Annotated in this window: 12 protein-coding genes; 8 read left to right on the top strand and 4 right to left on the bottom strand. The window is 72.5% G+C overall.

What is annotated here, in order from left to right:
• Position 1: 1 nt before the first annotated feature.
• The 3 genes from CAP_RS46295 to CAP_RS46285 all read right to left on the bottom strand — a co-directional run bounded on the left by CAP_RS46295 (position 2) and on the right by CAP_RS46285 (position 6,862).
• Positions 2-2,026, bottom strand: coding sequence for an FG-GAP repeat protein (locus CAP_RS46295; RefSeq protein WP_052376598.1), 2,025 nt, complete (start codon positions 2,024-2,026; stop codon positions 2-4).
• A gap of 87 nt (positions 2,027-2,113) precedes the next feature.
• Positions 2,114-4,051 carry an FG-GAP repeat protein gene (locus tag CAP_RS46290; RefSeq protein WP_081865610.1) on the bottom strand — a complete coding sequence of 646 codons (1,938 nt, stop codon included), beginning with the start codon at positions 4,049-4,051 and terminating at the stop codon, positions 2,114-2,116.
• A 96-nt stretch (positions 4,052-4,147) separates the two neighbouring features.
• A complete protein-coding gene (locus CAP_RS46285) occupies positions 4,148-6,862 on the bottom strand; it encodes an FG-GAP repeat protein (protein WP_231511898.1) in 2,715 nt (904 codons plus the stop codon).
• 936 nt (positions 6,863-7,798) lie between these two features.
• Here CAP_RS46285 and CAP_RS35950 point away from each other — a divergent pair.
• From CAP_RS35950 to CAP_RS35940, 3 genes are all read left to right on the top strand, one after another.
• A complete protein-coding gene (locus tag CAP_RS35950; protein ID WP_052376593.1) occupies positions 7,799-8,386 on the top strand; it encodes a hypothetical protein in 588 nt (195 codons plus the stop codon).
• Positions 8,387-8,575: 189 nt separating this feature from the next.
• On the top strand, positions 8,576-9,418 hold the full coding sequence (locus tag CAP_RS35945) for a PAS domain-containing protein (RefSeq protein WP_044249296.1): 843 nt from the start codon (positions 8,576-8,578) through the stop codon (positions 9,416-9,418).
• 191 nt (positions 9,419-9,609) lie between these two features.
• Positions 9,610-10,536, top strand: a complete 927-nt coding sequence (locus tag CAP_RS35940) for a PhzF family phenazine biosynthesis protein (protein ID WP_044249295.1) — start codon at positions 9,610-9,612, stop codon at positions 10,534-10,536.
• Here the strand turns inward: CAP_RS35940 and purM are convergent, their stop codons facing one another.
• Entirely contained in the window at positions 10,537-11,589 is a 1,053-nt protein-coding gene (gene purM, locus CAP_RS35935) for a phosphoribosylformylglycinamidine cyclo-ligase (protein ID WP_044249362.1), read from the bottom strand.
• Positions 11,590-11,845: 256 nt separating this feature from the next.
• Between purM and mutT the strand changes: the two genes are divergently transcribed.
• The 5 genes from mutT (at position 11,846) to CAP_RS35910 (ending at position 18,049) form a co-directional block, all read left to right on the top strand.
• Complete coding sequence (gene mutT / locus CAP_RS35930; RefSeq protein WP_044249293.1) at positions 11,846-12,244, top strand: 8-oxo-dGTP diphosphatase MutT; 399 nt, start codon at positions 11,846-11,848, stop codon at positions 12,242-12,244.
• A 104-nt stretch (positions 12,245-12,348) separates the two neighbouring features.
• Complete coding sequence (locus CAP_RS35925; RefSeq protein WP_052376589.1) at positions 12,349-14,199, top strand: fatty acyl-AMP ligase; 1,851 nt, start codon at positions 12,349-12,351, stop codon at positions 14,197-14,199.
• Positions 14,200-14,286: 87 nt separating this feature from the next.
• Entirely contained in the window at positions 14,287-16,026 is a 1,740-nt protein-coding gene (locus CAP_RS35920) for a serine/threonine-protein kinase (RefSeq protein WP_044249292.1), read from the top strand.
• Between the two features lie 2 nt (positions 16,027-16,028).
• Positions 16,029-17,120 (top strand): PEGA domain-containing protein, encoded by a 1,092-nt coding sequence (locus CAP_RS35915; RefSeq protein WP_156041455.1) that lies wholly within the window; start codon positions 16,029-16,031, stop codon positions 17,118-17,120.
• Positions 17,117-18,049, top strand: coding sequence for a hypothetical protein (locus CAP_RS35910; protein ID WP_044249287.1), 933 nt, complete (start codon positions 17,117-17,119; stop codon positions 18,047-18,049). The genes CAP_RS35915 and CAP_RS35910 overlap by 4 nt, the downstream gene beginning before the upstream one ends.
• Positions 18,050-18,158: the final 109 nt, after the last annotated feature.

The raw sequence follows: 18,158 nt of genomic DNA, 5'->3' as shown, positions 1-18,158 counted from the left end.
ATCACGCCCGCCGCGCCCGCCGCGCCCGCGCCACGCCTCTCAGTCCCAGCAGCCCGAGCGCGAGCCACCCTGCGCCGTGGCTCCGCAGCCCTCCTTCACCGTGCGCACCGCCCGCGCCGACCGCCACGCACCCGCACCCCCCGTCCTCCTCGACGTCCGTGTTCTCCAGCAGGAACACGTAGGCCGAGCCCGACGCCTCTCCGAGATCGTCGTCCGCGTAGGCGCCCACGATCACCGTGTCTCCCGACACCGCCACCGGCGCCCCGAACCCGTCCCCCGCGGCCCCGTCGCTGGCCACGAGCTTGGTGTGCTCCGACCAGCTCCCGCCGGAGCGCCCGAACACGTACGCCGCGCCGGCGGCGGACCCTGCGCTGCTCTCCCCGAAGGCCCCCACCACCACCGTGTCTCCCCACACGGCCACGTCTCCGAAGGCGTGCCCCGCGGCCCCATCGCTGGCCACGAGCTTCGCCTGCTGCGACCAGCTCGCCCCGGACCGCACGTACACGTACGCCGCGCCCGCGTCTGTGCCGCGCGCGTCGTTCCCGCGCGCCCCGACCACCACCGTCCCCCCGGAGATCGCGAGCGAACTCCCGAAGCCGTCCCCCAGGGCCCCGTCGCTGGGGAGCAGCGTCGCCTGCGGGACCCACCCGGCCTCGGACTGGACGAACACGTGTGCCGCCCCGGCGTCCGCGCCCGCGGTGTCGTCCCCGGTTGCTCCCACCACCACCGTCCCGCCGTCGATGGCGACAGCCCTCCCGAAGTGATCCGCCGCTTCCTCCAAGCCGACCAGCTTCGCTTGCGGGGCCCACGCCCCAGCGGCGCGCACGAACACGTGCGCCGCGCCCGCGAAGGGTGCCTGGTCGCTGTCCCCGTAGGCCCCCACCACCACCGTGTCCCCCGCGATCGCCACCGACTCCGCGAAGTGATCCGCGAGCGCCCCTGCCGTACCAGCGACGAGCGCCGCCTGCTGCGTCCAGGTCTCCCCGGAGCGCACGAACACGTAGGCCACCCCGCGCTGCTGGGCGTCCGCATCGCCCGTCGACCCCACCACCACCGTGTCTCCTGCGATCGCCACCGCAGCCCCGAAGCGAGCGCCCTCGCTCCCGTCGTCGGCGAGGAGCTTCGCCTGCTCGGTCCAGCGCTCCCCGGACCGCACGTACACGTACGCCGCGCCGCTCAGCGCCCCCAGATCGCCGCGCTGGACGGCCCCCACCACCGCCGTGTCCCCCGCGACCGCCACCGCATATCCGAAGTAGTCCTCGGCGCCCCCGTCGCTCGGCAGGATCTTCGCCTGGCCAACCTCGATGAGCGGATCGACCACCACCGGGTATGCCGCTCCCGCGTCGTCCACCCGGATCGCGATCCTCCCCTCTTCCACGGCGAGCCGCGACGGCAGCACCTTCCCGGTCGCGTCCACCACGTGCAGCTCCCCGTAGCGCAGCACCACCGCGCCCGACCCGTCCCGCAGCGCCACCGCGTCTCCGTCCTCCGACAGCATCGCCGAGAGCCCTCCCGCGAGGCCCAGCGCCACCACCACCTCACCCCGCCCCTCGGCGCAGGGCCGCTCCGCCAGCGTGAACCCTTGCTCGATCCCCAGCGGCCCGTTCACGTACCACTCCTCGACGCCTTGCCGCGCATATGTGACGCGGTTCCCCGCCGCCGTGGGCGCCACGCGCTCCGCCTCGGTCCAGGTCGCGCCACATCCCCACCCGAGCGGCGCCATCCCCAGCCGCCATCCGGCTTCCCCGTCACGCCGTCCGATCTCGATCCCGTCGACCGTCAGCGCCGCGGTGAGCCCTTGCGCCGGGTTCTCTGCAGCCAGGCCCTGCGCGGTCGCTGCCACGGCGTACGCCGGAGACGCGCCCGCTTGCACCGATGCGATGTAGGCCGCGCGCACGACGCTCGCGGCATCCCCGACCGCGGCCTGCGCCGCCCCTGCCGGCGTGGCGACCAGCAAGCCCGAGATCCCCAGCCAGAAAGCACCCACCGACACCCGACCGCGCCACTGCCGCCGCACCACGTCCATCGGAAGTGGCTAACACAGTCCCGCGCCCCCTTTTGCGACAATCCTCAGGCGGACAGTGTCCCCGGCCGCATGGATCAGGTCAGCGCATCACCGCCGCCCCTTGCGGCGTCGAGACACCCGGACGCCCGTCCCCGCGAAGGCCATCAGGAGCCAGACCACCTCCTGTCCCTCAGTGGCTGCCATGCCAGCCACCCCACAGCCACACCCGCCCGAGTGCGACGCAGCACCAGCCGCACCTGACGACACACCACCCATCCCGCCGTTCCCCGAGGAGAGTCCGCCCGTTCCGCCGTCTCCCGAGGCCTCTCCGCCAACGCCCCCTGCACCGCCAGCGCCGCCCACGCCAGCGCCGCCCGTGCCGCCCGCACCACCACCTGCACCATTGCCGCCTGCGCCCGTACCCGCGCCACTGCCGCCTGCGCCACTGCCGCCTGCGCCTGCGCCACTGCCGCCTGCGCCCCCTGCGCCTGCCCTCGCGCCGCTGCCACCTGCGCCCGCGCCACTGCCACCTGCGCCGCCTGTGCCGGAGGCATCACCGCCAGCACCCCCTGCGCCACCCGCGCCCCCGCCTCCTCCCCCCGCGCCGGGCGTCAGGGCGAACGCATACGCCGAGCCCGAGAAGGTCCCGGCGTCGTCGTCTCCGTAGGCACCCACGAGGGCGGCATCTCCACTCACCGCGACAGCGCTCCCGAAGAAGTCGTCGGCAGCCCCGTCGCTGGCGACGAGCTCGTCGTGCTGGGTGAAGCTTCCTCCCGACCGCGCGAACATGTACGCCGCGCCCGTGCGCACACCGCTGCTCCGGTGCAGGTACGCGCCCACGACCGCCGTGTCTCCGCTCACCGCGACCGAGCTGCCGAAGCTGTCCTGGGCAGCGCCGCCGGCGGCGACGAGCTTCTGCTGCTGTGTCCAGGTGCCTCCCGCGCGCGCGAACACGTAACCCGACCCGGAGTCCGCCCCGCTGTCGTCGTCGCCGTACGCGCCTACGATCGCCGTGTCTCCGCTCACCGCGACCGAGCCCCCGAAGTAGTCGTTCGCCGCGCCGTCGGCGGCGACGAGCTTCTGCTGCTGCGCCCAGAGGTTTCCGGTGCGCGCAAACACGTACGCCGCGCCCGAGAGCGGACCGTTCTCACCCTCCCGGAACGCCCCGACGACCGCCGTGTCTCCGCTCACCGCGACCGAACTCCCGAAGCAATCGAGCCCCTCCCCGTCGGCCGCGAGGAGCTTCGCCTGCTGCGTCCAGCTCCCCCCGGACCGCACGAACACGTACGCAGACCCCGATCCCGACTCGCTGTCGTCATCGAGGTACGCGCCCACGACCGCCGTGTCTCCGCTCACCGCGACCGAAGTGCCGAAGTAGTCGAGCGCTGCGCCATCGGGTGCGAGGAGCTTCGCCTGCTGCGTCCAGCTCCCCCCGGACCGCACGAACACGTACGCAGACCCCGACTCCGGACCGTGGTCGTCGTCCCCGTACGACCCGACCACCACCGTGTCCCCCGAGATCGCGACCGAGATCCCGAAGTAGTCGTCGGCCGCACCCCCTGCAGCGAGGAGCTTCGCCTGCTGCGTCCAGCTCCCTCCGGACCGCACGAACACGTACGCCGCGCCGGATGCCGAGCCGCTGTCATCGTCCCGGTACGCGCCCACGACCGCCGTGTCCCCGCTGAGGGCGACGGAGACCCCGAGCTGATCGTCCGGCGCGCCGTCGCCTGCCACGAGCTTTCCTTGCTGCACACCGACGAGCGGCGCGCTCACCTCCGCGTGGCTGGTATGCCTGGCACGCTTGGTCCTCGTGGGACTCCCGGCGCTCCCTGCGCCTTCCCCTCCCGGCACCTCCGACCCGCACGAGGCCCCCCAGAGCAGCGCCGTGCACCACGCAGCGCGCCGCAGCACGGTCCCGAGGCCTGCCCACCGCCGCCTCGTCACGGGGGCCGCCGCCGCTCCCGCGGCCCCGGGAGCGTGTGCTCCTCCGGCGGCAGAGCCGGTCACCACCCTCGTCATCACCCGGCACTGCTGCGGTACGTGCATCCCGACCGGGCAAGGTACTGCCCGCCGCCTGCGGCCACAATCCACGCAGCGCGGCGCAGCGCGGCACCGCGCTACGCAGCGCAGCGTCACGCCCGACTACGCAGCCGTGCCGCGGATGGAGCGGCGGGAACGGGTGCTCGCCCGGCGCAATCCGAGCAGACCGAGGAGCAGCCATCCTGCGCCGAGACCGCTCTGCAGCGGTGCACCTGCGGCCGTGCAGGAGCACCCGCCTTCGGCCTCGCTCCCACCACCGTCGGAGCCGCCGACGCCGCCGTCCACACCGCCGGCGCCGCCTTCACCCGTACCCGCGCCGGCGCCGCCTTCACCCGTACCCGCGCCGGCGCCGCCTTCACCCGTGCCGCCGACGCCGGCACCGCCAGCACCGCCAGCACCGCCAGCACCGCCCACGCCGGTGTTGGGCGTGCACTCCCCGGCGGAGCAGGTCCCGTCCTGGCAGGGCGTCCCGTCAGCGCTCGTCGGGTTCGAGCACATGCCCGTCGCGCTATCGCACGTCCCCACCTCGTGGCAGTCGTCTTGCGCGGTGCAGGTCACCGGGGCTCCGCTCGTGCACACCCCGGCCGCGCAGGTGTCGGCCTCCGTGCACCCGTCGCCGTCGTCGCAGGTCGTCCCGGTGAGCAGCGCGCAGGTGCCGTTGACCGCGGCGCCGCCCGTGACCGAGCAGGCGTCGCACATCCCCGCGTCGCAGGCCGTGTTGCAGCAGACCCCGTCGACGCAGTAGCCGCTCGCGCACTGCGCGGCAGTCTGGCAGGCGTCGCCGTTCTCGTTCCTCAGCACGAACACGTAGGCCGAGCCCGAATCGGTGCCGCTGTCGTCGTCCTGGTAGGCACCCACGAGGGCCGTGTCGCCCGCGACGGCGACGGTCCTGCCGAAGTAGTCGCTCGCCGCGCGGTCACCGGCGACGAGCTTGTGCTGCTGGGACCAGGTCGTGCCCGAGCGCGCGAACACGTACGCCGCCCCCGCGTTCATCGCGCCGCCGTCGTGGAGGTGCGCGCCGACGATCACCGTGTCGCCCGAGATCCCCACCGACTGCCCGAGCTCGTCGGACGCTGCCGCGTCGGAGGCCACGAGCTTCTGCTGCTGCGCCCACTGCGTGCCCGAGCGGACGAACACGTAGGCCGAGCCCGAGGCCGTGCCTGCGTCGTCGTCACCGCGTGCACCCACCACGGCGCTGTTGCCAGAGATGGCCACCGAGGCCCCGAACTCGTCCGAAGCCGCGCCATCAGCGGCCACGAGCTTGGTCTGCGGGGCCCAGGACGTCCCGTTGTACACGTACACGTAGGCCGCGCCGGCGTTCGACGTGGGCGTGTCGTGCTGGTGCGCGCCCACGAGCGCCGTGTTGCCGGCGATCGCCACCGCGTACCCGAAGTAGTCGTCGGTCGCGCCGTCGGTGGCGAGCAGCTTGGTCTGCTCGGCCCACGTGCCTCCGCTTCGCTGGAACACGTAGGCCGAGCCCGAACTCGATCCGTTCTCGTCGTCCAGGTGCGAGCCCACGAGGGCCGTGTCGCCGGAGATGGCCACCGAGAACCCGAACTGGTCACTGGGCTCCGCGTCGGCCGGGACGAGCTTCGCCTGCTGCGCCCAGGTGGTCCCCGTCCGCAAGAACACGTACGCCGAGCCCGAGCTCGGGCCACCGTCATCGTCCTGGTAAGCCCCCACGAGGGCCGTGTCGCCGGAGACCGCCACCGAGTAGCCGAAGAAGTCAGACGCTGCCGGGTCGCTCGCCACGAGCTTCGCCTGCTGGGTCCAGCTCGTCCCGGACCGCACGAACACGTACGCCGCGCCCGACAGCGAGCCGCCATCGTCGACACCGTTGGCCCCCACGACGGCCGTGTCTCCCGAGACGGCGACCGCCCTGCCGAAGAAGTCCGCGGGGAGCCCGCCACCCGCGAGCAGCTTGCTCTGCTGCACCCAGATCAGCGGATCGATCATGACCGGGTACGCGGCGCCCCTGTCGTCCACCCGGATCGCGATCGTGCCGTCCTCCACCGAGAGCCGCGACGGCAGCACCTTGCCCGCCGCGTCCACCACGTGCAGCTCGCCGTAGCGCAGCACCGCCTCGCCCGACGCCGCCGCGAGCACCACGGCCTCGCCACCGTCCGCGAGCCGCGGCGTGAGCCCTCCCGCGAGCTTGAGCGCGATCGAGATCCCGTCATCTCCTGCGCCCACCGTGCCTGCCGCGCTCGGCGCGCTCGCTGCGTTCGCGCAGGGTCGCGCCGTGAGCGTGAACCCCTGCTCGATCCCCAGCGGACCGTTCACGTACCACTCCTCGACTCCCTGGCGCGCGTACGTGACCCGGTTGCCGTCTGCCACGGGCTCGGCGCTGCCGGCCTCGGTCCACGTGCCGCCGCACCCCCACCCGCTCGGCGCCATCGCGAAGCGCCACCCTGCGTCGCCGTGCCGCGGGGCGATCTGCACCCCCGACCGCGACAGCTCCGCCGAGAGCCCCTGCGCCGCGTTCTCCACCGCGAGCCCTGCCCCCGACCGCGTCGCGTCGTACGCCGCCGAGGCGCCTGCCTGCACCGAGGCGATGTACGCCGCGCGCAGCGCCGCTGGTACCCGCGCCGCCGCGCCGTCGTCTCCCGACCCTGCCCCGCGCGCCGTCGCCGCTGCTGCACCGAGCGATGCTGCAGCGGATGCAGCCTCGTCCCGCACGGCGTCCTCGCCTTCGACGAGCCCACCTCCTCCCTCGTTCGATCCACAGGCCGAGGCGACCAGAAGGCCGACCCCGAACCCCGCCCTTCGTGCCCACATCGAAACCCACCCGCGCTCTTGTCGCTGCGAACCGTTCATGGCGAACGAGTACAACAGCACCTTGTTCGCTCTGCAACAATCCGCCGGCCCACGCGCCGTGCAGAGATCGTCGATGAGCAGGGCGAGGTGCTACCCGTTCACACCCCACGCTACTCCCTCGCTCACCTTCGCCACGCTTCTCACGACCAGCGCGCCGCGCACCAAGCGCCGTGCGCTGCGCGCCGCGCCGTGTGCCGCGCGCCGCGCAGTGCCACTGAACGCGGCTTCACTGAACGCGACACCGAGTGCGGACGCTTCACGGAGCGCCTCGGCACTGGAAGCGCTGCGCTCACGCGCCGTGCATGCGCGCACATGGCACACCGAAGGCAGCCACCTGGATGGATGCGAAGGTGGCGCGCTCATCGTGAGAAGCGCGGGTGAGGCGAGCGTCGGAGAGGCGAGCGCGGGTAACCTGAGCGAGCCACGACCCGAGGGCAGTGCGTCATGCATGTCCTCGTCACGCCCCGAGACACTTCGTGCGATTTCCTCGTGCCTGGTCGGCATCCAGAGCGCGCGACGTCGGCATCCAGAGCGCGCGACGTCCACCCACGGGCAGGCTGACCTCGGCATCCCTCCAGGCTGACCTCAGCCTCCGTCCAGGCTGACGTCGGCATCCCTCCAGGCAGATCTCAGCCTCCGTTCAGGCTGACGTCGACCTCCATCCAGGCTGATGTCAGCATCCCTCCAGGTCCACCTCGACCCCCTCCCAGGCGGACCTCGACCTCCCCTCGGGTTGACCTCAACCTCCGCCCAGGCTGACGTCGGCATCCCTCCAGGCCCACCTCGACCTCCACCCAGGCGGACCTCGACCTCCACCCAGGTCGACATGGTGGCTGACGAGCCTCTCGCGACAGGTACCACCACCTCTTGAGAGAGGCTTTCGTGCCTCTTGCGACAGGCTCCAGGGCCGACACGTCGATCTGGTAGGACGGCTCGATGGGGCTGGATCTCGATGTACCGCTGCCCGCGACTCCCCTCGGTGCAGCGTTCGCAGCGGCCGGGTGCCGGGACATGGGGGAGGCGTTTCGCTTCGTGCACGGGCTGCCCTATGGCCGCAACGGTCACCGTGAGGGACGGGGCGATGCGCACAGCGACGAGGTGCGCGTGGTCCTCGACGAAGGGCGGGGGACCTGCAGCAGCAAGCACGTGCTCCTCGCGCGCCTGGCGGCGGAGGCAGGCATCGACGCCGAGCTGCGGCTCGGGCTGTTCTTGATGGACGGGGAGAACACGCCGGCCGTGGTGGAGGTGCTCGCCCGGGCCGGGCTCCAGTGCGTGCCGGAGGCGCACTGTTTCTTGCAGCTCGGAGCGAGACGGCTCGACCTCACCTTCCCGGGCAGCGACGGCACGTGCAGCCTCGCGTTCGTGGAGGAGCACCGTGTCGCGCCGGAGATGCTCGGGCGCGTGAAGATCCCCTGGCACCAGGAGCACCTCGGGCGCTGGGCGCGCGCGGCAGGGCTCGACGCGGCGTGGGTCTGGGACGTCCGGGAGGCCTGCATCGCGGCGCTGAGCGCACGCGCGCGGTGACCGCACCCGGGCGGCAGACCCGGGCATATGTCGAGGCGGACAGGCGCGCGCAATGGTTGCGCGACGCGATCCGTCTACCGCTGCGAGGAGGCCCGGAACCGTGCGTCCGGACACCGGCGAAAAACGTGCGCGTTCGGGGGCGCTCGTTCTGGCATCGCATGCGTGCAGCCTGCGGTACACAGAAGGGTCATGAGCGCTCTCCTCTCGCTCCTCACGTCCATGGACTGGTCGTCCTCCAGGGCGCTCCAGCAGCTCATCGATGCCATCCCCGATCCCATCTTCGTCAAGGACCTCCAGCACCGGTGGATCGCGTGCAACGCGGGCCTCTGCAAGCTGCTCGGGCAGCCGTACGAGAAGGTCATCGGGCACAGCGACCCGGAGTACGTGACGGCAGAGCAAGCGGCGGAGTTCTGGGCGCACGACGACCTGGTGTTCAGAACGGGGAAGCCGGACGACAACGAGGAGACCCACACCATCGAAGGCGGGCAGACGCGCACCATCTGGACGCGCAAGTTCCCGATCAAGAACGCGGCGGGTGAGGTGACCGGCCTGTGCGCGATCATCACCGACATCACCGAGATAAAGCAGCGGCTCGGGGAGGCGGAGCGGATCGAGCGCGAGAACGCGGCGCAGCGGTTGACCATCGCGGCGCAGGCGGCGCTGCTCGACCGGATGGCGGTGCCGGTGCTGCAGGTGTGGCAGGGGATCTTGCTCGTGCCGCTGGTCGGGGAGATCAACGCGCGGCGGGCGGCGACGGCGCTCACGAACCTGCTCGACGCGGTGGTGCAGCACCACGCCGCGTTCGCGCTCCTCGACCTCACCGGCGTGCTCGTGTTCGACGGCGAGGTGGCGCGCTACCTCGCTCGGACGGTGCAGGCCACGGAGCTGCTCGGGTGCGAGTGCGTGCTGGTGGGCATCGGCCCGGAGATCGCGCGGACGCTGGTGAGCCTGAACATCCACATCGAGGGGGTGGCGACGCGGGGCACGCTGCAGGGCGGGCTCGCCTACGCGAAGGAGCGGCTGTCGCGTTGATTCCTACGGCAGGGGCTCGCGCCCCCACCCCCACCCCCCGCCGAGCAAAGCTCGTCGGGGACTCCCACTCCGCGATCCACCCGCGGTTTCCGAAGCGTTCTGCCGCTTCGGGCCTGATGCCCGTCGCCTCGGGAAGCGGACGATGTTCCAGGCCGTATGGTCGAGAGGCGCGGGAGGTATGCTGGCGGCCCATGGCCGAGCTTCGTTACGTCACGGTGGACGTGTTCACCTCCCGCCGCTTCGGGGGCAACCCGCTCGCGGTCATCCCCGACGCGCGCGGGCTCGACGCGGAGGTGATGCAGCGCATCGCCGCCGAGTTCAACTACTCCGAGAGCACCTTCGTGCTGCCGCCCCGGGACCCGGCGCACACGGCCGAGGTGCGCATCTTCAGCCCGACGCGGGAGCTGCCCTTCGCCGGACACCCCAACGTGGGGACGGCCTTCGTGCTCGGCAGACAAGGGGCGCTGTTCGGGCGGGAGGTCGGAAACGTGATGCGCTTCGAGGAGGGGGCGGGGCTCGTGGAGGTGGCGCTCGCGCGGGAAGGTGACGCGGTGGTCGGGGCGCGCATCGAGGCGCCGCGCGCGCTCGAGGTGGGGCCCACGGTCGACGCCGCGGCCATCGCGGCGTGCGCGTGCCTGCCTCTGGAGGCGGTGGTCACGGAGCGCCACGCGCCCTGCATCGCCTCGGTGGGGCTGTCGTTCGTGCTCGCCGAGGTGCGGGACCTCGCCGCGCTCGCCGCGGCCCGTCCCAGCGCGGCGGCCTTCGCCGATGCGGACGCGCGGTATCCGCGGGCGGACGATCGGCTCTCGCTCTTCCTCTACACCCGCGACACCCGCGGGTCGGGCGACGGGGAGCAGGTGCGGGCGCGCATGTTCGCGCCGCTGAGCAACATCGTGGAGGACCCCGCGACGGGGAGCGCGTCGGGGGCGCTCGGCGCGTTCCTCACGTCGCGGCGCCCGGAGGCCGACGTGGAGGCGCGCCTCACCATCACCCAGGGCGTGGAGATGGGTCGCCCGAGCACCATCGAGGTCGCCGTGCGCAAAACGGGCGGCGTGGTGCAGAAGGTGGCGATCGGCGGGCAGTGCGTGCCGGTGATGAGCGGCGCGCTCATGCTGTGATCAGGGCGCGCTGTAGACCACGCGGTCCTCGAAGGGGACGTCGCCGACGGCGATGACCTCGCCAGCGACCCAGGCCTGCTCTCCGGCGGCCCGGAGCGCGGCGAGGGCGCGGTCTTCGGCGTCGCGGGCGACGATGACCACGAGGCCCACGCCAAGGTTGAAGGTCCGGCGCATCTCCGCTTCCTCGACGGGGCCGCCGGCGGCGATCACCTGGAAGATGCGGGGGCGCTCCCAGCTCGTGGCGTCGAGGCGCACGCCGAGGCCGTCGGGGAGGACGCGGGGGATGTTGCCGGGCAGGCCTCCGCCGGTGATGTGCGAGAGGGCGTGCACCGCGTCGCCGAGGGCGTCGAGGAGGTCGGCGACGGCGCGGGCGTAGATGCGGGTGGGGGTGAGCAGCGCTTCGCCCACGGTGCTCCCGAGGTCGGCCAGGCGGTCGGTCATGGAGAGGCCCATCTCGCGCTCCAGGACGCGGCGCGCGAGGGAGTAGCCGTTCGAGTGCAGGCCGCTCGAGGCGACGCCGATCACCACGTCGCCTGGCGCGACGCGCTTGCCGTCGAGGATCTTGCCGCGCTCGACGACGCCCACGGCGAAGCCCGCGAGGTCGTACTCGCCGGCGGCGTACAGGCCGGGCAGCTCGGCAGTCTCGCCGCCGAGCAGGGCGCAGCCGGCGCGCTGGCAGCCCTCGGCGATGCCGCGGACCACCGCCTCGCCCACGTCGAGTTCGAGCTTGCCGGTGGCGAAGTAGTCGAGGAAGAAGAGCGGGCGGGCGCCGACGGTGATGACGTCGTTCACGCACATGGCGACGAGGTCGATGCCCACCGTGTCGTGGACGCCGGTGGCGAAGGCGACCTTGAGCTTGGTGCCCACGCCGTCGGTGCCGCTGACGAGCACCGGGTCCTGCATGCCCTCGGGGAGGGCGCAGAGGCCGGCGAAGCCGCCGATGCCCTGGAGGACGTGGGGGGTGCGGGTCGGGGCGGCGAGCCGCTTGATGCGCTCGACGAGCGCGTCACCCGCGTCGATGTCCACGCCTGCATCCCGGTAGGTGACGCTCATGCGGGGAGGCATGTCACAGGTCGGCAGGAGGGGGAAGGCGCGCGTTCCGGGGGGGAGGAAGACTGGTGGGGGGAGGAAGACTGGTGGGGGCGCGGAGAGAGAGCGCACGCGCACGGCGGAAGGCTTGCGTTCCAGGCGTGGGCTCGCATCATGCGCGCCGATGTCGTCCCCGCCGCACTCGCCGCGTTCGTCGTCCCCGCCGACCGCCTCCCTGCAGACTCCGGCTCCGTCAGGGCCAGAGGCGCCGGGGACTGTCATGGTCGCGGCCGGGATCCTCATCGAGCACGGCAGGGTGCTGCTCACGCAGCGGAAGAAGGGCGCGCACCTCGAAGGGGCCTGGGAGTTCCCGGGAGGCAAGGTGGAGCCCTCCGAGGATCCGCGGGACGCGCTCGTGCGCGAGCTGCGGGAGGAGGTCGGGATCGAGGCCGCCGTGGGCGATGTCGTGGAGGTGACGTTCCACCGGTATCCAGCGAAGGCGGTGCTGCTCCTGTTCTATCGGGTGGAGAGGCGCGCTGGCTCACCGGAGCCCGCGGCCCTCGACGTGGCGGACGTGCGGTGGGCAGCGCACGAAGATCTCCGGGAAGATGAATTCCCACCCGCGGACATCGTAGTGCTGAGCAAGGTTCGCGCGCTCGTCGCGGACCGAGCGGGGTAGCGCGCCGCCGCCATCGCGAGGCGAGAGGCAAGGCGCGCTGGACGTCGTGATCCCGCCCGCGCCCGGGGCGCGGGGGAGTCGGGGACGACGGTGGGGGGAGGACCATGTTCAAGGCAATCCAGCCGGCGCGCGCGGCGCTCTCCGTTCTTCGTGAGATGTACGATCGCACGCCGGACAAGGCGCTGTTCACGTTCATCGACGACAAGGGGCACCGCGAGGACGCGCTGAACGTGCGCCAGCTCGTGAAGACCGCGGACGGCATCGCGCGGTCCTTGCCGGACTGGGGGCTGAAGAAAGGAGACCGAGCGCTGCTCGTTTACCCGCCGGGGCTCGACTTCGTGCGGGCGTTCGTGGGGTGCATCATGGCGGGGGTCATCCCGGTGCCGGTGTGCCCGCCGGATCCGTCGCGGCTCGCGCGGGACATGCCCGCGTTCTCGGCCCTCGCGGCGGACGCCGGAGCACGGGGGGTGCTGACCAACGGGGCCTACGAGAAGGCGAGGTCGCGGGGCCTCGTGGCGAGCCTGTTCTGCAGGGACGCCGTGGCGTGGCCGGCGATCCCGTGGCACCGGACCGACCAGCGGTTCACGCCGGGGCCCGAGCCCATCCCCTGGTACACGCCGGCGAGCCAGAACGAGCCCGCGCTCCTCCTGTACACGGCGGGCGCGACCGGGGCGCCGCGCGGGGTGCAGGTGACGCACGGGAACCTGTACCACGAGGTCGCCGCGAGCACGAAGGACCTGCGGCTCGGCTGGGGGACGACGGCGGTGTCGTGGCTGCCCCACCACCAGAGCGCGGGGCTCATCGGCTTCATCATGGGCACGCTGTTCGGCAGCTCGGCGAACACGTACCTGATCTCGCCGCAGGGCTTCGCGCAGCGGCCAGCGCTGTGGTTCGAGACCCTGTCGTCGGTGCGCGCGACGCACACTGCGGCGCCCGACTTCGCGTTCGATCTGGCGGTGCGGAAGACCACGCCGGAGATGCGCAAGCGTTGGGACCTGAGCAGCCTGCGGCATGTGGTGTCGGCCGGCGAGCCGGTGCGGCTCGAGACCGTGCGCAGCTTCCTGGAGGCGTTCGCAGGGTGCGGGCTCCGGCCCGAGGCGTTCAACCCGGCGTACGCCCTCGCGGAGCACACCCTGACCGTGGCGGTCGGGGGGAAGGTGGCGCTGCGGCTCGACCGGGAGAGCCTGGGACAAGGGCGGGTGGTGCCCGTCGAGGAGGAGACGGGGCGGCCAGCGATCACCTGTGTGGGGTGCGGGCCGATCACGAAGGAGCACGCGCGGGTGCGGATCGTCGACCCGCTGACGCGGCGGCCGTGCGGGCCCGCCGTGGTCGGGGAGATCTGGGTGAGCTCGGCGACGAAGGCGCTCGGCTATCACGCGCAGGCGGCGCTGACGCGGAAGGTGTTCCACGCGAAGATCGCGGGGAGTGACGACACGACGGAGTACCTGCGCACCGGTGACCTGGGGTTCTTCCACGCCGGGGAGCTGTTCGTCGCCGGCAGGCACCGGGACACGATGCTGCTGAAGGGCAAGGGGGTGTACCCGGAGCACATCGAGGAGACGGTGCGGGAGTGCCACGCCGCGATCCGCCGGGGGGGCGTGGTGGCGTTCTCGGTGCTGCCGGAGGACGCGGGGGTCGAGCAGCTCGTGGTGGTGGTGGAGGTGCGAGACAGGAAGATCGGCGCGGACATGCAGGCGGAAGTCGTGCGGGCGGTGCGGCGAGAGGTGCTGGAAGCGCACGGGATCCGGTGCGACACCGTGGTCCTCGGGGCGGTCGGGGCGGTGCCGAAGACGCGGAGCGGGAAGCTGCGGCGCCAGGTGTGCCGTCAGGCGTTTCTGGCCGGTGAGGTGGACCGGGCAGAGACCACGCTGCGGGTGGCGACGGTGGGCCGTGGTCGCCGCGGGTCCGCCGACGACTCGCGCTCGGGGTCGAGGCAGGTGGCAATGCAGCGGTGAGGGCGGGCTCACTGTCAATTGGACGCCGCCCGGGCAATGTCTTACGGTCGATCCGGTCTGCCATCGGGCGCAGGCTGAGGAGTCGATGTGGGCGCGCCGGTTGCCGAGGGACAGGTTCTAGCTGGAAAGTACCGGGTCGAGCAGATCCTCGGCCAGGGCGGGATGGGGGTGGTGGTCGCCGCCGTGCACCAGCAGCTCCAGCAGCGCGTGGCGATCAAGTTCCTGCTGCCCGGCGCGAGCCACGACGCGACGGCGCGCTTCCTGCGCGAGGCGCGCGCGGCGGTGCGGCTGAAGAGCGAGCACGTCGCGCGGGTGAGCGACGTCGGCGAGCTCGAAGGCGGCACGCCGTACATGGTCATGGAGTACCTCGACGGCACGGACCTGTCGCACCTGGTCCGCCAGCGAGGGGCGCTGCCGATCGAGGAGGCCGTGACGTACGTGCTGCACGCGTGCGAGGCCATCGCGGAGGCGCACGCGATCGGGATCATCCACCGCGACATCAAGCCGGCGAACCTGTTCCTCACCACCGGGGCCGACGGCAGCCAGACGGTGAAGGTGCTGGACTTCGGGATCTCCACGGCGGGGGCCCCAGGCGCGGACACGGCGCCGGGCGCGGAGCCGGCGATGTCGCTCACCCAGACGGAGATGATGCTGGGGTCGCCGCTCTACATGTCGCCCGAGCAGATGCGGTCGGCGAAGACCGTGGACCACCGCGCCGACATCTGGTCGATGGGCGCGCTGCTCTACCAGCTCGTGACCGGGACCGTGCCCTTCAACACGACGTCGCTGGCGGAGCTGATCCTGATGATCAACACCCAGGATCCGCCGCCCCCACGCGCCTACCGGCCCGATCTGCCCGAGGGCCTGGAGGCAGCCATCCTGGGGTGCCTGCGCCGGAACGTGCAGGAGCGCTTCACGAACATGGGAGAGCTGGCGCTGGCGCTGGCGCCCTTCGCCCCGGAAGAGGAGACGGGGCGGTCGCTGCCGCGCATCCTGCGGACGCTGGGGATGGCCGGCTCGCTGGCGCGGTCGGTGAGCACGGCCTCGGGCGCGTACCGGACGCTGAGCCCGTCGCTGTCCGGCGTGTCCACGCCGTCGACGGCGCCGCCTGCCTACGCGCAGTCGGGGGTGGTCGGGCCGTACGCGGCGACGACGCCCTCGGGGCCGCCGGCGATGACGCAGCCGGGTGCCCACGCGCAGGGGGTGACCGCACCCACGGCGCAGACGGCGCAAGGAGCAGGCGCGATGCCGTCGGTGCCGCCGCCTGCGGTGGCGCGGACCTCGGAGGGGCTCGTCGCGGTGACCGGGATGGGGGCGGCGGGAGAGCCGGTGCCCAACGCGGCCACAGCCGCGGGGTGGACGGCCGCGGGTGGACCGGGCGCGCCGCGGTCTGCGGGGATCGGGAAGGCGGCGCTCGTGGCAGCCGCGGTGCTGCTGGTGGGCGTGGGGTCGTTCGTGGCGGTGACCAGGATGGGGAGCTCGTCGGGCCCAGCGGCAGTTGCGAACACGCCCGCAGAGATGGCGACGCCGCTGCCCCCGGCGCCTGCGCCCACGCCGACGCCCGAGCCCACGCCTGCGCCTTCGGCGGCGCCCGACGTCACGGCCACGAACGCGGAACTCGTGCCCACGCCCTCGACGGGCCCCAGCGCGGTGGCGCCGCATGCGCCGAGCGCAAAGGCCACGACGGCACCCGCCGTGCCCTCGAGCAAGCAACCCCTGGCCTCCACGGCCACGAAGCCCGCGACGCCCGCGCCCTCGGCGACGCCAGCAGCGACGACGACGCAGGATCCTTTCCAGCGGCTCAACAACAGGATTGGCCAGGACTAGCCGTGACTTCCCGTCTTCTCCGGGCGCGCAGCTCCGCGCGCCACCGTCCGCTCGCGGCGCTCACCTGCACAGTGGCGCTCCTCTGCGTGTCGTCCGTCGCGTGGGCCCAGAAGGCTCCGGCGGCCCCGGCAGCTCCGGCAGCTCCGGCAGCTCCGGCAGCCCCGGCGGCACAGGCCGCGCCCGCAGCGCCCGCGCCGCCACCGCCGCTGAGCGAGGTGCTCACCGGGATGGCGAAGGCGGAGTACGAGGCGGCGCGCATCCTCTTCCGAGACGGAGACTTCTCGAACGCGATCATCAAGTACGAGCGCGCTTACGAGCTGTCGCGCGAGCCGCGGCTGCTCTGGAACATCGCGCTCTGCCAGAAGAACCTGAAGCGTTACACCCGCATGCTCGCGACCGTGGAGAAGCTCCAGCGCGACGCCGGCCCGCAGCTCTCCGAGCAGGACCGCAAGGACGCCGAGGAGCTCATCGCGACCATCCAGGTGTACGTGAGCCGGATGAAGATCGCCGTGAACGAGCCAGGGGCGAAGGTCGAGGTGGACGGGGTGGAGGTCGGGGTGTCACCGATCACGGCGCCGGTGCTCGTCGACGTGGGCAAGCGGAAGATCCGGGTGAGCAAGCCGGGGTTCAAGGAGCACGTCGAGACGCGGGAGATCGCCGGGGGCGACGAGGTGTCCCTGTCGGTGTCGCTGGTGCAGGAGGTCCACCGGGGGCGGCTGCTTGTGAAGGCAGGCCCGGAGGACGTGATCGCGCTCGATGGGAAGGTGGTCGGCAAGGGCCGGTGGGAGGGCTTCGTGCAGAGCGGTGGGCACACGCTGCGGGTGAGCGCGCCGGGCATGGAGACGTACCAGGCCGAGGTGGTCATCCAGGACGATCAGGTGCGCACGCGGGAGGTGGAGCTCAAGCCCGCGCCGAAGAGTCACCTGGCGACGTGGCTGTGGATCGGCGGAGGTGTGGCGGTGCTGGCCGGCGGGATCATCGCGGGGGTGCTGCTGTTCCAGCCCGAGGAGCCGACCCAGGGGAACGTGTCGCCAGGCACGGTGGACGTGGCCCGTGCGCGGGGCTTCACGTTCTCGTTTGGAGGGAGCCGATGAGCCGCTCGCAAGGTCTGCTGGCCACGCTGTCGCTCGGCCTCCTCTGCGCGTGCGTGTGCGCGTGCGCGAGCCCGAACGAGGTGATGATCGCGGTGCACACCGATCTGTCGATGCCCGAGGACGTCGACACCATCGCCATCGAGGTCTTCAACGACGCGAGCAACGCGACGAAGTTCCTGGGGTCGTTCACCGAGCTCGGGGGAGAGAACCCGCAGGCGCTCTTGCCGATCACCCTGGGGCTCGTGTCCGACGAGGCGGATGTGCCGATCCGGATCCGCGCCTACGCGCGCTCCGGGGGCGTTACGGGGTCGGTGCGCATCCTGCGCGAGGCAGTGACGACCGTGCCCTCCGAGCGGGTGGTGACCCTGCACCTGCCGCTGCAGTACCTGTGCGATGGCTCGGGGGTGACGGACGGGACGGGCGCGGCGGACGCGATGTGCGGGCCGGGGCTGACGTGCGTGGCAGGCAGGTGCGCGCCGAGCACGGTGGATGCGTCGGTGCTCACGGACTACGTGGCCGCCGAGGTCTACGGCGGGGGGAGCGGGACGACGTCGGACGGGGAGTGCTTCGACGTGGCCGCGTGCTTCGTCGGGGCGACGGAAGCCGTGGTCGACGTGGCGACGTGCACGGTGGCCGTGGAAGGCGAGGTGAACGTCGCGCTGCGGACGGCGCCCGTGGGGGCCAAGGGAGATGGGATGTGCGTGGACGGCGTGGGGTGCCTGGTGGCGCTCGACGCCGGGGTGGAGACGGGATTCCAGAAGGGCGCGGGGCAGGTGACGCTGCCCCCGGGTGCGTGTGACAAGTACCAGGCCGATGGCGTGACGGGGCGCGTGGATGGGGTGGTGACGGTGCCCGTCCGGGAAGGCTGCCCGCAGAAGACGCTCGGGCTCCCGACCTGCGGGCCCTGGTCGGCGTCGGGCGGGCAGTAGCGCTCGTCCTGCGTACCCTCGGTTCGTCCCGAGCCCTCGGCTCGGCATTCGAGCGACGTCACGGTGGGTACCCAGTACCTAGAGACCTGACCAGTTAAGCCGCAAGCAA

It is taken from the genome of Chondromyces apiculatus DSM 436 (assembly GCF_000601485.1).
Lineage (GTDB): Bacteria > Myxococcota_A > Polyangia > Polyangiales > Polyangiaceae > Chondromyces > Chondromyces apiculatus.
This window is presented reverse-complemented; position numbering and strand designations above follow the sequence as displayed.

Bases quoted from the DNA above. Each gene is read 5' to 3' on its own strand.
- CAP_RS46295 (WP_052376598.1), bottom strand. From the start codon at position 2,026: ATGGACGTGGTGCGGCGGCAGTGGCGCGGTCGGGTGTCGGTGGGTGCT.
- CAP_RS46290 (WP_081865610.1), bottom strand. From the start codon at position 4,051: ATGCACGTACCGCAGCAGTGCCGGGTGATGACGAGGGTGGTGACCGGC.
- CAP_RS46285 (WP_231511898.1), bottom strand. From the start codon at position 6,862: ATGAACGGTTCGCAGCGACAAGAGCGCGGGTGGGTTTCGATGTGGGCA.
- CAP_RS35950 (WP_052376593.1), top strand. From the start codon at position 7,799: ATGGGGCTGGATCTCGATGTACCGCTGCCCGCGACTCCCCTCGGTGCA.
- CAP_RS35945 (WP_044249296.1), top strand. From the start codon at position 8,576: ATGAGCGCTCTCCTCTCGCTCCTCACGTCCATGGACTGGTCGTCCTCC.
- CAP_RS35940 (WP_044249295.1), top strand. From the start codon at position 9,610: ATGGCCGAGCTTCGTTACGTCACGGTGGACGTGTTCACCTCCCGCCGC.
- purM (WP_044249362.1), bottom strand. From the start codon at position 11,589: ATGAGCGTCACCTACCGGGATGCAGGCGTGGACATCGACGCGGGTGAC.
- mutT (WP_044249293.1), top strand. From the start codon at position 11,846: ATGGTCGCGGCCGGGATCCTCATCGAGCACGGCAGGGTGCTGCTCACG.
- CAP_RS35925 (WP_052376589.1), top strand. From the start codon at position 12,349: ATGTTCAAGGCAATCCAGCCGGCGCGCGCGGCGCTCTCCGTTCTTCGT.
- CAP_RS35910 (WP_044249287.1), top strand. From the start codon at position 17,117: ATGAGCCGCTCGCAAGGTCTGCTGGCCACGCTGTCGCTCGGCCTCCTC.